General features: G+C 56.3%; 14 protein-coding genes. 5 read left to right on the plus strand and 9 right to left on the minus strand.

The annotated features are described in order from the left end of the window. Positions 1-120: 120 nt before the first annotated feature. Positions 121-2,688: a DNA mismatch repair protein MutS gene (gene mutS, locus NA624_RS14195; protein WP_001005807.1), complete on the plus strand. Its 2,568-nt coding sequence runs from the start codon at positions 121-123 to the stop codon at positions 2,686-2,688. A 55-nt stretch (positions 2,689-2,743) separates the two neighbouring features. On the opposite strand, the gene NA624_RS14200 is transcribed toward mutS, so the two are convergent. Next, on the minus strand, positions 2,744-3,124 hold the full coding sequence (locus NA624_RS14200; RefSeq protein ID WP_001070465.1) for a DUF4440 domain-containing protein: 381 nt from the start codon (positions 3,122-3,124) through the stop codon (positions 2,744-2,746). Continuing rightward, positions 3,121-4,329, minus strand: a complete 1,209-nt coding sequence (locus NA624_RS14205; RefSeq protein WP_000222397.1) for an MFS transporter — start codon at positions 4,327-4,329, stop codon at positions 3,121-3,123. The genes NA624_RS14200 and NA624_RS14205 overlap by 4 nt, the downstream gene beginning before the upstream one ends. Before the next feature lie 87 nt (positions 4,330-4,416). Here NA624_RS14205 and NA624_RS14210 point away from each other — a divergent pair, with 87 nt between their 5' ends. Next, positions 4,417-5,349: a LysR family transcriptional regulator gene (locus tag NA624_RS14210; protein ID WP_000216319.1), complete on the plus strand. Its 933-nt coding sequence runs from the start codon at positions 4,417-4,419 to the stop codon at positions 5,347-5,349. A 41-nt stretch (positions 5,350-5,390) separates the two neighbouring features. On the opposite strand, the gene NA624_RS14215 is transcribed toward NA624_RS14210, so the two are convergent. Genes NA624_RS14215 through ltnD form a run of 6 tightly spaced genes read right to left on the minus strand, consistent with a single transcriptional unit; the run spans position 5,391 to position 11,469 of the window. Continuing rightward, positions 5,391-6,887 (minus strand): GntP family permease, encoded by a 1,497-nt coding sequence (locus tag NA624_RS14215; RefSeq protein ID WP_000202725.1) that lies wholly within the window; start codon positions 6,885-6,887, stop codon positions 5,391-5,393. Then, complete coding sequence (gene denD / locus NA624_RS14220) at positions 6,884-7,834, minus strand: D-erythronate dehydrogenase (RefSeq protein ID WP_001165738.1); 951 nt, start codon at positions 7,832-7,834, stop codon at positions 6,884-6,886. The genes NA624_RS14215 and denD overlap by 4 nt, the downstream gene beginning before the upstream one ends. Positions 7,835-7,873: 39 nt before the next feature. Next, entirely contained in the window at positions 7,874-8,650 is a 777-nt protein-coding gene (locus NA624_RS14225; RefSeq protein ID WP_001136899.1) for an HPr family phosphocarrier protein, read from the minus strand. Positions 8,651-8,654: 4 nt separating this feature from the next. Then, complete coding sequence (otnC, locus tag NA624_RS14230) at positions 8,655-9,293, minus strand: 3-oxo-tetronate 4-phosphate decarboxylase (protein WP_000209068.1); 639 nt, start codon at positions 9,291-9,293, stop codon at positions 8,655-8,657. Continuing rightward, positions 9,290-10,552, minus strand: coding sequence for a 3-oxo-tetronate kinase (gene otnK, locus NA624_RS14235; protein ID WP_000912487.1), 1,263 nt, complete (start codon positions 10,550-10,552; stop codon positions 9,290-9,292). The genes otnC and otnK overlap by 4 nt, the downstream gene beginning before the upstream one ends. Next, a complete protein-coding gene (gene ltnD / locus NA624_RS14240; RefSeq protein ID WP_000206964.1) occupies positions 10,546-11,469 on the minus strand; it encodes an L-threonate dehydrogenase in 924 nt (307 codons plus the stop codon). Before ltnD ends, otnK begins: the two co-directional genes overlap by 7 nt. A 196-nt stretch (positions 11,470-11,665) precedes the next feature. On the opposite strand from ltnD, the gene ygbI reads away from it, so the two are divergent. Beyond that, positions 11,666-12,430, plus strand: a complete 765-nt coding sequence (gene ygbI, locus NA624_RS14245) for a DNA-binding transcriptional repressor YgbI (RefSeq protein WP_000613179.1) — start codon at positions 11,666-11,668, stop codon at positions 12,428-12,430. 18 nt (positions 12,431-12,448) lie between these two features. Here ygbI and NA624_RS14250 read toward each other — a convergent pair whose 3' ends face one another. Then, the gene (locus tag NA624_RS14250) at positions 12,449-12,853 is read right to left on the minus strand and encodes a MarR family winged helix-turn-helix transcriptional regulator (RefSeq protein WP_000423338.1); all 405 of its coding nucleotides are present in this window, start codon (positions 12,851-12,853) and stop codon (positions 12,449-12,451) included. A 170-nt stretch (positions 12,854-13,023) separates the two neighbouring features. Here NA624_RS14250 and NA624_RS14255 point away from each other — a divergent pair, with 170 nt between their 5' ends. Together NA624_RS14255 and NA624_RS14260 are read left to right on the plus strand one after the other, a co-directional pair. Further along, positions 13,024-13,617, plus strand: coding sequence for a non-oxidative hydroxyarylic acid decarboxylases subunit B (locus tag NA624_RS14255; protein WP_001237180.1), 594 nt, complete (start codon positions 13,024-13,026; stop codon positions 13,615-13,617). Further along, positions 13,617-15,044 carry a non-oxidative hydroxyarylic acid decarboxylases subunit C gene (locus NA624_RS14260; protein ID WP_000863167.1) on the plus strand — a complete coding sequence of 476 codons (1,428 nt, stop codon included), beginning with the start codon at positions 13,617-13,619 and terminating at the stop codon, positions 15,042-15,044. Before NA624_RS14255 ends, NA624_RS14260 begins: the two co-directional genes overlap by 1 nt. Positions 15,045-15,052 lie beyond the last annotated feature (8 nt).

The raw sequence follows: 15,052 nt of genomic DNA on the forward strand, positions 1-15,052 counted from the left end.
TAACCTGTCACATTTTAGGCTACAGGTGAGCTACAAATTTATGGGTTTATGTGAGTTTATAAGGGTTTTCCCCGGGGCCACATGAGCACTTGAAAGAATAAAAAAACGAGTAAAATCAATATGAATGAGTCATTTGATAAGGACTTCTCCAACCACACACCAATGATGCAGCAGTATCTCAAGCTGAAAGCCCAGCATCCGGAGATCCTGCTCTTTTATCGTATGGGAGACTTTTACGAGCTGTTTTATGACGACGCAAAGCGTGCGTCGCAGTTGCTCGATATTTCGCTGACCAAACGCGGCGCATCGGCTGGCGAACCTATCCCTATGGCGGGTATCCCGCACCATGCCGTAGAAAACTACCTCGCGAAACTGGTCAATCAGGGCGAATCCGTCGCTATTTGCGAACAGATTGGCGATCCGGCCACCAGCAAAGGTCCCGTTGAACGTAAGGTCGTGCGTATCGTTACGCCTGGCACCATCAGCGATGAAGCCCTGTTACAGGAGCGTCAGGATAACCTGCTGGCGGCTATCTGGCAGGATGGTAAAGGCTACGGTTACGCCACGCTGGATATCAGCTCCGGGCGCTTTCGTCTGAGCGAACCCGCCGACCGTGAAACGATGGCCGCAGAGTTGCAGCGCACCAATCCCGCCGAACTGTTGTATGCCGAAGATTTTGCTGAAATGGCGTTAATAGAGGGACGCCGGGGTCTGCGCCGTCGCCCGCTGTGGGAGTTTGAGATTGATACCGCCCGCCAGCAGTTAAATCTGCAATTCGGTACGCGGGATCTGGTCGGTTTCGGCGTCGAAAATGCCTCGCGTGGATTATGTGCGGCAGGCTGCCTGTTACAGTACGTAAAAGATACCCAGCGCACCTCCCTGCCGCATATTCGTTCCATTACGATGGAACGCCAGCAGGACAGCATCATTATGGATGCCGCCACCCGCCGCAATCTGGAAATTACCCAGAACCTGGCCGGCGGTGTCGAAAATACCCTCGCCGCGGTGCTTGACTGTACCGTGACGCCAATGGGTAGCCGAATGCTTAAACGCTGGCTGCATATGCCGGTACGAAATACCGACATATTGCGTGAACGCCAGCAGACCATCGGCGCCTTGCAGGACACCGTCAGCGAGCTGCAACCGGTGCTGCGTCAGGTCGGCGATCTGGAGCGTATCCTTGCGCGTCTGGCGCTGCGCACCGCGCGTCCGCGCGATCTCGCCCGAATGCGTCACGCCTTTCAGCAACTGCCGGAATTGCACGCTCAGCTTGAAACCGTTGACAGCGCGCCGGTACAGGCGTTGCGTAAAAAAATGGGCGATTTCGCCGAGCTGCGCGACCTCCTGGAACGCGCCATTATTGACGCGCCGCCGGTACTGGTCCGCGACGGCGGCGTTATTGCGCCCGGCTACCATGAAGAGCTGGACGAATGGCGCGCGCTGGCGGACGGCGCCACCGATTATCTCGATCGTCTGGAAATTCGCGAGCGCGAGCGTACCGGGCTGGATACGCTGAAAGTCGGCTATAACGCGGTACATGGTTATTACATTCAGATTAGCCGTGGTCAAAGCCATCTGGCACCCATCAATTATGTGCGTCGCCAGACGCTGAAAAATGCCGAACGCTACATTATTCCTGAGCTAAAAGAGTACGAAGATAAAGTTCTGACCTCGAAAGGCAAAGCGCTGGCGCTGGAAAAACAGCTATATGACGAATTGTTTGATCTGCTGTTGCCGCATCTGGCCGATTTACAGCAGAGCGCCAACGCGCTGGCGGAGCTGGATGTGCTGGTTAACCTGGCCGAACGCGCCTGGACGCTGAATTACACCTGCCCGACATTTACCGATAAACCCGGTATCCGTATTACCGAAGGTCGCCACCCGGTGGTTGAACAGGTACTGAATGAGCCGTTTATCGCTAACCCGCTCAACCTGTCGCCGCAGCGCCGGATGTTGATCATTACCGGCCCCAATATGGGCGGTAAAAGTACCTATATGCGGCAAACAGCATTGATCGCCCTGCTGGCCTATATCGGCAGTTACGTTCCGGCGCAAAACGTGGAAATCGGCCCCATCGACCGTATTTTTACCCGCGTCGGCGCAGCGGACGACCTGGCTTCCGGGCGTTCGACCTTTATGGTGGAGATGACCGAAACCGCGAACATTCTGCATAATGCCACGGAAAACAGTCTGGTATTGATGGATGAAATCGGGCGCGGTACCTCCACGTATGACGGGCTGTCGTTGGCCTGGGCCTGCGCGGAGAATCTCGCGAATAAGATTAAAGCGTTAACGCTGTTCGCTACCCACTACTTCGAGCTGACCCAATTACCGGAGAAAATGGAAGGCGTGGCGAACGTCCACCTGGATGCGCTGGAACACGGCGATACTATCGCGTTTATGCACAGCGTGCAGGACGGCGCGGCAAGTAAGAGCTATGGCCTGGCGGTCGCGGCGCTTGCGGGCGTCCCTAAAGAAGTCATCAAACGCGCGCGCCAAAAACTCCGCGAGCTGGAAAGCATCTCGCCCAATGCGGCGGCAACGCAGGTGGACGGCACGCAAATGTCGTTGCTTGCGGCCCCGGAGGAGACATCGCCTGCCGTTGAAGCGCTGGAGAATCTCGATCCGGACTCCCTGACGCCACGCCAGGCGCTGGAGTGGATCTATCGGCTGAAAAGTCTGGTGTAAACGTGTCGGGCCCGATAGCGGCGCGTTATCGGGCCCACGCGCCGGAACAGGCTTTTCAGGCTGTGACTGTCGTTTCGTGTAAATGACGCCAGACTATCCGTCCTCTTTCCCTTTTTAAAATAACCGTCGACCAGCGTACCGTCTCGGCCTGGCCCGGCAGTTGCTGTCGCTCACGATAACGCAGCGCGGCGCCTTCCGGCCACTCCGCCACAAGGTCAATATGCTCAACCACGATAACCAGCCCCGGGCGACACCCGCGCTGCGCCTGGAAAAAAGCGCCGAGCGCCGGATAATCCAGACAAACACCGCCTGGCGTTATCATCGTAAAATCAGCAGCGAAACGCGCTATCAACGCCTCCAGGCTACCTATCCCCTTACTAAGCCAGCTCTCAATCGCCGCATGGGCGTGAATAATTTCATCTTTATATGGATTCATGATCTTTCCTTTTTCAGGCACAGAAGCGCCTGTCTATTGTTTAGACAGACAGCGTAAATAAGGGGCAGCAGGGTGATACCGGCGGCAGCAATAAAGGTCCAGCGATAAGCAACCTCAAGCGACATAACGCGCTGGAGCGCATTTAACAGCAGCGTCAACAGCGTCGCGCCAAGGAAAAAGCTGAGCTGACGATTAAGATTCCATAGCGCGCTGGCGTCAGGCATGTCCCGGCGAGCAATAGTCAGGAAAGCGCCACTCTGCGCGGTACTGCTGCACAAACTGCCGCCAGCGCCCATTAAGGCGAATATCATCATCAGTACACGGTGCGATGTCGCAGGCGTAACGTTAGTTAAAAGCAGTATCCCTGCGGCCTGAAGAAGACAGCCGACGATAATCAGCGGACGCGGCCCAAGCCGATTGAAGTAACGTGCGGTAAGCATAATGGCGACAAATGAAGCGATCGACCAGGGAAGCATCAGCGACCCCGCCGCCGCAGGCGATAGCTGCGCGACGTTCTGTAGATAAAACATCCCGACCACGCTGATACCAATGAACATACCCGGTACGCACAGATAGACGATCATGGCAAAACGCAGCAGCCTGTCCGTCAACAACGGCAGATGGAGCAATCTTGCTGACGCCATTGTCGTCGACGCGGCGTTCAGCCAACGATAAGCGAGCAATAAAGTGAGAACGGCCATCGGCAGCGTGGCAAAGAATATCCAGCGCCAGCCGCACGTTTCCACCAGCAGCCCGCCAATCGCAGGCGAACATGCCGGCGCCAGTAGCGCCACCATCATGACGACCGATGACACGCCAGCGCGTTCATGCGGTTTAAACTGTTGCCAGGTTAACGCCTGACCAACCGGGATCAATAAGCCACCGCCCGCCCCCTGCACAATACGCCAGAAAACAAGGCTGTGTAAGGAATCGGCAAAACCTGCGGCAGCGGCGGCAACGCTAAACAGGATGAGCGAAAATATGATCAGCCGTCGAGCGCCGAGATAACGCGAAAGAAACGCGCTAAACGGAACGATCAGCGTTAATCCTGCGATATAACCATTACTCACCCATGCCAGCGCCGATATGGACGTATGCAGATCCACGGACATCGCAGGAAAAGCCACGCTGGCAATAAACAGATTAATCAGATCAAGAAAGAAGCCGAGCAGGTAAACCACTGCCACTTTACTGCGATACGTCATTATGCATCCTCCGTCAGAGGCGCTAATGTAGCCGTCCGGAGAAAGCCAGATAAGTCCGCGCTTCAACGATATACTGTCAAAATAATTTTGACAGTAAAGGAGCTCGCCATGCTCAATTTGCAGCGTATGTCGCTGTTTGTCGCCGTGGTAGATAGCGGCAGCTTCACGGCGGCCGCCGCCGCATCGGGCCAAACAAAAGCGGTAGTGAGTTTTAATATTCGGCAGCTTGAAAAAGAGCTTGGCGTAACGTTACTGCTACGTTCCACCCGACGACTGACGCTCACAGACGCCGGCGTCCTCTTTTACCAAAAAGGCGTGAATTTACTCAACGCAGCGAAAAATTTGCAGGATGAAGTGCGTGCCAGCCATAGTGGGCTGGGCGGCGAGTTACGTATTACCACTACGCCCGAGTTTGGCGAACAGGTGGTCATTCCGGTACTGGCGCAGTTTAGTCAGCGCCATCCCGATCTCCGTATTCGGCATATGTCCTCATCACATCATGCCGATTTAATTGCCGAGCGCTTTGATGTGGCGATTCGGCTTGGCTCGCTGGCCGACTCCCGCTATCGCGCCGCGCTGATATCCCGCTTTACCATTCTGCCGGTCGCCGCGCCGCAGTGGCTCGCCCGCAACCCCGTGTCGTCGCTGGAGTCGTTGGCTCAGGCGGAATGGATTATTCATGAGCGATTACCTACGCCGCTACGGTGGACAGTAACGAATAATCATGGCCAACACTCACGCCTGGAGATAAGCAAAGCCGGCAAAATTTCTGTCGACAGCGCGCGCTCGCTGATGGCCTTCGCTCTTGCGGGAAGCGGCGTCGCATTACTGCCGCAATGGTTAGTCAACACCGCACTGGAGGATGGAACGTTAATTCACCTGTTACCCGACTATCATTTTCCCCGTCAGGGCATTTATGCCGTTTATCCGGACGCCCGCCATGTATCGACAAAAGTACGCACATTTATTGATTTTTTACGTTCGCAATGGGATTGCGGGGAGCACGCCCCATCATTGTAGCCAGTCCGGGAGCATTGCGCTCCCGGACGGATAATACCGTCTTAATCCTTAACTACCAGCTTGTCTTTGATCCCCTGCGCCTGCCAACGCACCCACAGCATAATTGCCGCCAGAACGACAATCGGCAGTAACGGATCGAGCCAACTGCCGCCGGAACCAAACAGCAGGTTAATCAGCGCCACGCCGGTGCCGCCAATCGCCCAGGCAATGGTCGTCGGTACAGACCAAACCACCATCTGCTGTTTGACATCAGAGACGCCCATCATGCGGTTAACCACCCAGAACAGGCTATCGTTGAAGTAGCCGAAGAACAGCGACCCCATCGTTGCGGCCTGAGCGGCAAGCAACATATTGATGCCGGGGATCTGCGCCAGGATCGGCGCGGAAATCGAGGCGGCAGTGATCATCGCCACCGTCCCCGATCCCTGAATCAGGCGTACCAGCGTCGCCACGATAAACGGGATCAGGATCGGCGAGATCGGCAGGTTGGCAACCTGCTCCGCCAGCTGTTGTCCCGCGCCGCTGTCGCGCAGGATCGCGCCCAACGCGCCGCCAGCGCCCGTGACCAGTAAGATAATCCCGGCGCTTTGCAAGCCCTCTTCCAGACGCTCTGCGGTGGTATGTTTATCCATGCGCGGCACCAGCGTATACACCGCCAGCAGAACGCTGATGGCCAACGCGATCACCGGACTTCCCACAAAGTTGATTGCCTGTACCACCGGATGCGTCGCCAGGCCGGACCATCCTTCTACAGTGGCGAGGGTGGAACAGATAGCCTTCAGGAAGATCAGCACGATCGGCACCACAATAGGCAGCAGAGAGAGCGTCAGGCTCGGCAGATCCTTTTGCTCTTTCTCTTTGTTGTACTGCTCCAGCGCGGCATTGACTTCATCGGCGTTCAGCGTGCGCGGCACGAAATCAGGGTAGCGTTTATCCAGCCACTGCGCATAGAACACAATGCCGATCACACAGGGCACCGCCAGCGCCATCCCGGTCAATAACATTGCGCCGATGTCGACGTTAAAAATCCCGGCTACCCCCAGCGGACCGGGCGTCGGAGGTACCGTATGGTGAGTGACCACCAGCCCGCCCGCCAGCGCGACGCCCAGCGTCAGTAGCGAACGTTTACCGCTTTTCGCCAGCGCTTTCGCCACCGGATAAAGAATGACAAAAGCGGAATCGACGAAAATGGGGATGCTGACAATATAACCCGTGATCGCCAGCGCCCACTCTTCACGGCGTTTCCCCAGCCATTTGATAAAGCTCCAGGCGATACGCTCCGCCGCGCCGGAAACCTCCAGCAAGCGCCCCATCATTACGCCGAGACCAATCACCAGGCCAATGCTGCCCAGCGTCGTACCGAATCCGCTGGTGATGACAGAGAGCGTTTTATCAATGCCCATTCCCCCCAACAGACCGGCAATACAGGCCGCCGCCAGCATCGCGATCAGCGCATGAACACGGGTGCGTAACACCAGCCATACCAGAACGAAAACGGCAACGATCAGGCCGATAATTGGGGTCGGTAAACTTGTCATGACCTCCCCTCCATATCATCTTGTCGAAAGCGTTCGATAATGTCATCGAAGCGTTTATCGGCGACAAAACCTAACGCCAGCGCACGCTGGTTATCGATACGTCCCGGCCAGGAGGCGACAATTTTCTCGACGCCTTCGTCGCGCTGATGCGTAACCCGATCGCGCGCCGCCTGGCCGCCCGCCTGACGCAACGTTTCCAGCATCTCGCCCACGGTTACGCTGATCCCGGGTAAGTTGATGCTGCTCGCCTCGCCAGGCGCGGGTAACGTTGCGGCCAGCGACAGGTTATGGATCACCGTCGCCGGGCTGGAAATCCACAGCCGCAAACTTTCCGACACCGGGCAGACGGTCGTCTCGCCCTGCAACGGTTCACGAATAATCGCGCTGACAAAAGAAGAAGCGGCGCGGTTTGGTTTACCCGGGCGAACACAGATCGTCGGCAAACGCAGCGCCAGCCCATCCACATAGCCTTTGCGGGTATAATCGTTGACCAACAGTTCACAGGCGGCTTTCTGCGCGCCATAAGACGAGCGCGGCGTGAGCGCGGTGGTATCGGTGACGCATTCCGGCAGCGTACCGCCATAAACGGCAAGCGAGCTGGAGAAGACAAAACGAATTTTCTGCGGTTGTCGACGACACGCCTCAAGTAACAGGCGTGTAAGATCCAGGTTAACTTTCCATCCCAGATCGAAATCGTCTTCCGCATGACTGCTGACAATCGCAGCGAGATGATAAACAACAGAGGTATTAGCGGTAATCACACTCTCCAACACGCCCGGCTGGGTTAAGTCAGCTTCCAGGCAGCGTAAACGAGGGGAATCTGATAACCGTGCAGGCATTTTTAAATCAACAAGAAGCAGTTCGTTAAACGCCAGCGATGAGTTTAATAAGGCGCTTGCGAGTTTCTGGCCTAAAAAGCCGCCCCCGCCGGTAATGATAATCTGCATCCGGATGTCCTCTTTATTGTTGTGTAGGGTAGTTCAGGGTTAGCGCCAGGCGTTAAACCAGCCAAGCCCGTCCTGAGTGGTATTCCGTGGTTGGTATTCGCAGCCTATCCAGCCGCGATAACCTACGTCATCGAACAGCCGGAACAGCCACGGGTAGTTGATCTCGCCATCATCCGGTTCATGTCTGTCCGGTAGCGAGGCGATTTGTACATGGGCATAGCGGCCCGCGTACTCGCGAATCAGGTGACTCAAATTGCCATCCACTTTTTGCGCATGGAAAGTGTCGAGCTGGATGAACACATTCGGGCGGTCAACCTCTTCTGCGATGCCCAGCGCCTGATATTGGCTGGAAAAGAGGTAGCCGGGTTTAACGCCGGGACTCAGCGCTTCGATCAAAATACGTTTATCGTGGGCGGCAAACCGGTCGGCGGCATAACGCAAATTATCGATAAACGTGGCGCGATAACGTGCGCCATCAGCGCCATCCGGCACTACGCCCGCCATGATGTGAACCTGCTCACATTCCAGCGCCAGAGCGTATTCCAGAGCCAGATCGATATCGGCGCGCGCGTCGTGTTCGCGCCCCGGTAGCGCGGCACGTCCCCACTCGCCCGCCGCGGTATCGCCCGCCGAAGTATTAAACAGCGCCAGCGTCAGATCATGACGCGATAGCTGGGCTTTAATCTCGCTGGCGGCAAAGCCGTAGGGGAACAGAAACTCAACAGCCTGAAAACCGGCTTCGGCAGCAGCGGCAAAACGCTCGATAAACGGCACTTCGGTAAACATCATCGACAAATTGGCGGCAAAACGCGGCATCGGGTTATCTCCTTAACTGCGCAATTTCTTCGGTGGTTAAATAACGAATCGGGCGTTCGCCAAGGATAAAAATCAGCTTTGCCGTCTCTTCCAGCTCCTCGGTATTATTAGCGGCTTCCTGCAAATTCTCCCCGCACACGACCGGCCCATGATTAGCCAGTAAAAAGGCCTGATGCCGGGCCGCCAGCGCTGCCAAATCGCGGGCAATTCGGTCATCCCCCGGGCGATAGTAGGGAACCAGCGGAATGTCTCCCATCCGCATCACCACATAGGGGGTAAACGGGCGAATCACATTTTGCGGGTCCAGCCCTTCGAGACAGGAAAGCGCCGTTGACCAGGTGCTGTGCAGATGTACCACGGCCTTGCAGCAAGGGTTATTGCGATACAATGCCAGATGAAAACGCACCTCTTTAGACGGTTTATCGCCGCTGAGCCATTCGCCCTGCGGGTCCACTTTGGATAGCCGCTGCGGGTCGAGATTACCCAGACACGAACCGGTGGGCGTCGCCAGAATATTGCCGTCCGGCAGTAACAGCGAGAGGTTGCCTGCCGAGCCGGTGGCATAGCCGCGCTGGAAAAACGAGGCGGCTATCCTGACCATCTCTTCTCGCAAAGCGTGCTCTTCTTTTGCCAGTGTCGTCATATCTGAAACTCCCTTTGAGCGCGGATGAAAAAGGATTCATCGCCAAAATTGCCTGACTTTAGCGCCAGTGAGACTGGCGCATGGAGCGCGTTGACCCACGGCACGCCGGGTGAAATGCACGGTCCAATGTGAAAACCGGTAATACCGAGGCTTTGCGTCACCACGCCCGAGGTTTCGCCGCCCGCCACGATAAACCGGGTGATACCGCCTTCCGCTAAGCGAGCGGCCAGCAGGGAAAAGAGCGCCTCTACCGCATGGCTGGCTTCGGTAGCGCCATATTGCTGCTGGATGGCGGCCAGCGCCTGCGTGGAGGCGGTGGCGCTAATCATTGGCGCCAGTTCGCTGTCCTGACTGAGCACCCACTGCGCCAGCGCTTCAGCGTAGGCCTCGCGCGTCTCGGATGACAGGCAGCGCGCCACGTCAACGTCGCGTGTGGGAGCATGTTGTCGATAGAAGGCCACCTGCTGATTCGTCATTTGCGAACAGGAACCGGAAAGCACCACCGCGCGACCGCTCAGCGGATAGCCTGCGGAACGGGCCTGAGAAACGCCGTGCTTCGCCCACTGACGCGCCAGCCCCATTGCCAACCCGGAACCGCCAGTCACCAGCGGGGCATCACGCAAAACCTCGCCCTGAATTTCCAGGTGCCGCTCATTGAGCGCGTCAAGTACCGCGTAGCGATATCCTTCCTGCTGTAAACGCGACAGCGCCGCACGGGTCGCGGCAACGCCTTCATCAAGCGTCTGAGCCGGAATAACGCCGCAGCGCCCTTGCGCCTGCGCTTCCATCAGACGCGGCAGGTAGCTGTCGGTCATCGGATTGATAGGGTGGTGGCGCATACCGGACTCCGCCAGCAAGTGGTTCATGACAAACAGATAGCCCTGATAAACCGTGCGTCCGTTAACCGGCAGCGCGGGAGAAATCACGGTAAATGAGGTATCCAGCGCCACCATCAGCGCATCGGTGACCGGGCCGATATTGCCTTCGGCGGTACTATCGAAAGTCGAGCAATATTTGAAATAGACTTGCTGGCAGCCCTGTTTTTTCAGCCATACCAGCGCCGCCAGCGATTGTTTTATCGCCTCTTGCGCCGGGCATGAGCGGGTTTTCAGGCTGATAACCACCGCGTCGCACCCTTCCGGTTGCGTCCCGGTTGGGACATCATTGATCTGCACTGTCGGCATCCCGTTTTCGACCAGAAAACTGGCGATGTCGGTCGCGCCGGTAAAATCGTCGGCAATGACGCCAATTTTTAACATGACGGCTCCTCAGGCGTGACGCCAGGCAGAGTAATCCCTGAGAAAATTTTGATCACAGCGCTGTCATCCTCTTTGCCATAACCGGCGTTACTGGCGCTGGTGAACATATTTAACGCCGTAGAGGCCAGCGGTAAGGGGAAGCGCAGCGCTTTCGCCGTGTCGGCAACCAGCCCCAAATCTTTGACAAAAATGTCGACGGCCGAACGCGGGGTATAGTCGCCGTCAACGACATGCTGCATACGGTTTTCGAACATCCAGGAGTTGCCGGCGGCATGGGTCACGACGTCATACATCACGTCCAGAGGAATACCGGCCCGCGCGGCCAGCGCCATCGCTTCGGCCGCCGCCGCAATATGCACGCCAGCCAGCAGTTGATGAATGATTTTGACGGTTGAGCCTGCGCCCGGCGTATCGCTGATGCGATAAACGTTGCTGGCAACGGCGTCCAGCACAGGCTTCAGGCGGGTAAACGCCGCCTCGCTCCCGGAGGCCATCACCGTCATTTCGCCCTGCGCCGCTTTTACCGCGCCGCCGGAAACCGGCGCATCCAGCATGTTAAGATTCAATGCCGTCAACGCCGCGGCGATCTCTTGCGCGTCGGCGCTTGAGATCGTAGACGAAACCATCACCGCGCTTCCGGGTTTCATCAGATGGGCGACGCCATCCTCACCGAATAACACCTGTCTGACCTGGGCGGCATTGACGACCAGAATGACTAACGCATCCACGACGCTGGCGAACTCCCTGGCGCTGGCGGCAGCCCCACAAGCCCCTTCAGCGAGAAGATTCGCGCACGCTTGCGGGTTAAGATCGGCCCCCCATGTGGAAAGCCCGGCGCGCAGGCATGAACGCGCAGCGCCCATTCCCATTGAGCCAAGCCCCACAATGCCGACATGAAAATCAGTTCCTGTTGTCATTATCACTCCATGTTAATTTACGTGATATTATGTTTTGTTATGTGAATATAGGAGTTTTTGTAAACAATTGCGGTGAGTTGTTTCACAAAAAATAACAAAATGTGTTGTTTTTTGTGAAGGCAATCCTCATAGAACTTCACACGCTGTGACGAGAAATCGCGTAAAATCGCGACAGGACTAAAGAAAGGAGCAGACGTTGATACCTACTGAGCGTCGACAAATCATTCTTGATATGGTGGCGGAGAAAGGCATCGTCAGTATCGCTGAACTGACCGAGCGCATGCATGTATCCCACATGACTATCCGCCGTGATTTACAAAAACTGGAGCAGCAAGGCGCGGTAATCCAGGTCTCTGGCGGCGTGCAATCATCGACTCGCGTGGCGCACGAACCCTCGCATCAGATCAAAACCGAACTGGCGACGCCGCAGAAAGCGGCGATTGGCAAACTGGCCGCCAGCCTGGTACAGCCAGAAAGCTGTATCTACCTTGATGCAGGTACTACCACGCTGGCGATTGCCAGGCAGCTGGTTACGATGAATAAACTTACGGTGGTGACGAATGATTTCGTTATCGCCGATTACCTGATGGACAATAGCGATTGCACAATTATTCACACTGGCGGGGCGGTATGTCGGGAAAACCGGTCGTGCGTCGGTGAAGCCGCAGCGACGCTTTTGCGCGGGCTGATGATTGACCAGGCCTTTATTTCCGCCTCTTCCTGGAGCGTGCGCGGTATTTCAACGCCGGCAGAAGATAAAGTCACGGTGAAACGGGCCGTCGCCAGCGCCAGCCGCCAAAAAATTCTGGTGTGCGACGCGACCAAATACGGCCAGGTCGCTACATGGCTGGCGTTACCGCTGGCGGAATTCAACCAAATCGTCACCGATGACGGCCTGCCGGAAAGCGCAATTCGGGCGCTGGCCAAAGTGGATATCTCACTGCTGATGGCCAAACAATAGCGAAGCGGCGCAAGCCGCTTACGTCATCATCTTGCGTACCAGTTGCGTAAACTGTTCGCGTTCTTCAGCGCTCAGTCGCCCCAAAAACTCATCGTCAACGCGATCCCCCAGTGGTATCGCGGCGGCGAGCAACGTTTGGCCCTGAACGGTGAGATAGACAAAACGCCGACGTTTATCCAGCGGATCGTTTTCTCGCTTTACCAGCCCACGATTTTCCATCCGGCTTAACATCTCCGCCAGCGTCGCTTTAGTGCTGACCGCCGCTTCGGTCAGATCGACCTGTTCAATACCCGGATGTTCAGCAATAACGCGCATCACCGCATATTGAGGTTTGGTGAGCTCCGGTAGTTCATGCTGCCAGCGTGCGGTATGTTGCTGAAAAAGTTGGCGTAACAGATGAAACGCGGTGTTTCGTAACTCCATGAGCGCTCCGGATAAATTAACTTTTTCTATCATAACGACTTATGCACGGTTTTTTAATGACGAATGCTTTAGCTAAACGTGCGCAGGCGTCGGGAGCGATCTTGTCGCAAAGGCCGTGTGGGCGTATTTTGATCAAAATGTTCGTATACGAACGATATTTGAGGTAAGAAATGAGATTGATTGTGGGGATGACCGGTGCGACCGGCGCGCCGCTTGGCGTCGAGCTACTCCAGGCATTGCGGGCGATACCTGATGTTGAAACGCATCTGGTAATGTCAAAGTGGGCGAAAACCACTATTGAACTGGAGACGCCCTACACGCCCGCTGAGGTAGCCGCCCTGGCAGATTATTGTCATAGCCCGGCCGATCAGGCGGCGACCATTTCCTCCGGCTCATTTCGTACCGACGGCATGATTATTATCCCCTGCAGTATGAAAACACTGGCGGGGGTTCGCGCCGGCTATGCCGAGGGGCTGGTGGGACGCGCTGCCGATGTCGTGTTGAAAGAGGGTCGCAAGCTGGTGCTTGTGCCGCGGGAAATGCCGCTCAGCACGATTCATCTGGAAAACATGCTTGCGCTTTCTCGTATGGGGGTGGCGATAGTGCCGCCCATGCCCGCGTTCTATAACCTGCCGCAAACCGTTGACGATATTATCCAGCACATCGTAGCGCGCGTTCTCGACCAGTTTGGTCTGGAGCATACGCGCGCGCGCCGCTGGCAAGGACTGCGACAGGCAGCAAATTTTTCACAGGAGAATGGATAATGGCATTTGATGATTTGCGCAGTTTTTTACATGCGCTGGATCAGCAGGGACAACTGCTGAAAATCAGCGAGGAAGTGAATGCGGAGCCGGATCTCGCCGCCGCTGCCAACGCAACGGGACGCATCGGCGATGGCGCGCCCGCGCTGTGGTTTGACAATATTCGTGGTTTTACCGACGCCCGCGTGGCGATGAATACCATCGGTTCCTGGCAGAACCATGCCATCTCACTGGGTTTGCCGCCTAACACGCCGGTTAAAAAACAGATCGATGAATTTATTCGCCGCTGGGACAATTTTCCGGTAGCGCCGGAACGACGGGCGAATCCGGGCTGGGCGGAAAATACCGTCGACGGCGACGCGATCAACCTGTTTGATATCCTGCCGCTGTTTCGTCTGAACGACGGCGACGGCGGATTCTATCTGGATAAAGCCTGTGTGGTATCACGCGATCCGCTCGATCCCGATAACTTCGGCAAGCAGAATGTCGGCATCTACCGTATGGAAGTTAAAGGCAAGCGTAAGCTGGGTCTGCAACCAGTGCCGATGCATGATATCGCATTGCACCTGCACAAAGCTGAAGAGCGTGGCGAAGATCTGCCGATTGCGATCACGTTGGGTAACGATCCGATCATTACCCTGATGGGCGCAACGCCGCTGAAATACGATCAGTCAGAGTATGAAATGGCAGGCGCGCTGCGTGAAAGCCCCTATCCTATCGCCACCGCGCCGCTGACCGGTTTTGATGTGCCGTGGGGATCTGAAGTCATTCTTGAAGGGGTCATCGAAAGCCGTAAACGTGAAATTGAAGGACCGTTCGGCGAATTTACCGGCCACTATTCCGGCGGTCGCAACATGACCGTGGTGCGTATCGATAAGGTCTCTTACCGCAGCAAACCCATTTTTGAATCGCTCTATTTAGGTATGCCGTGGACGGAAATCGACTACCTGATGGGGCCGGCGACCTGCGTGCCACTGTATCAACAGCTGAAAGCCGAATTTCCGGAAGTGCAGGCGGTAAACGCCATGTACACCCACGGCCTGCTGGCCATCATCTCAACCAAAAAACGCTACGGCGGCTTTGCCCGTGCGGTGGGCCTGCGAGCGATGACGACGCCGCACGGTCTGGGATATGTGAAGATGGTGATCATGGTCGATGAAGATGTCGATCCATTCAATCTGCCACAGGTGATGTGGGCGTTGTCGTCGAAAGTGAATCCGGCAGGCGATCTGGTACAGCTACCGAATATGTCCGTCCTGGAACTGGATCCGGGCTCAAGCCCGGCGGGGATTACCGACAAGCTGATCATTGACGCCACCACGCCGGTTGCGCCAGATAACCGTGGTCACTATAGCCAGCCGGTTTTTGATTTACCGGAAACTAAAGCCTGGGCTGAAAAGCTGACCGCCATGCTGGCCAACCGTAAATAAGGAGTAAC

Origin of the sequence: Salmonella sp. NW38, from assembly GCF_051807745.1 — a bacterium.
In the GTDB taxonomy this organism is placed as follows: domain Bacteria; phylum Pseudomonadota; class Gammaproteobacteria; order Enterobacterales; family Enterobacteriaceae; genus Salmonella; species Salmonella enterica.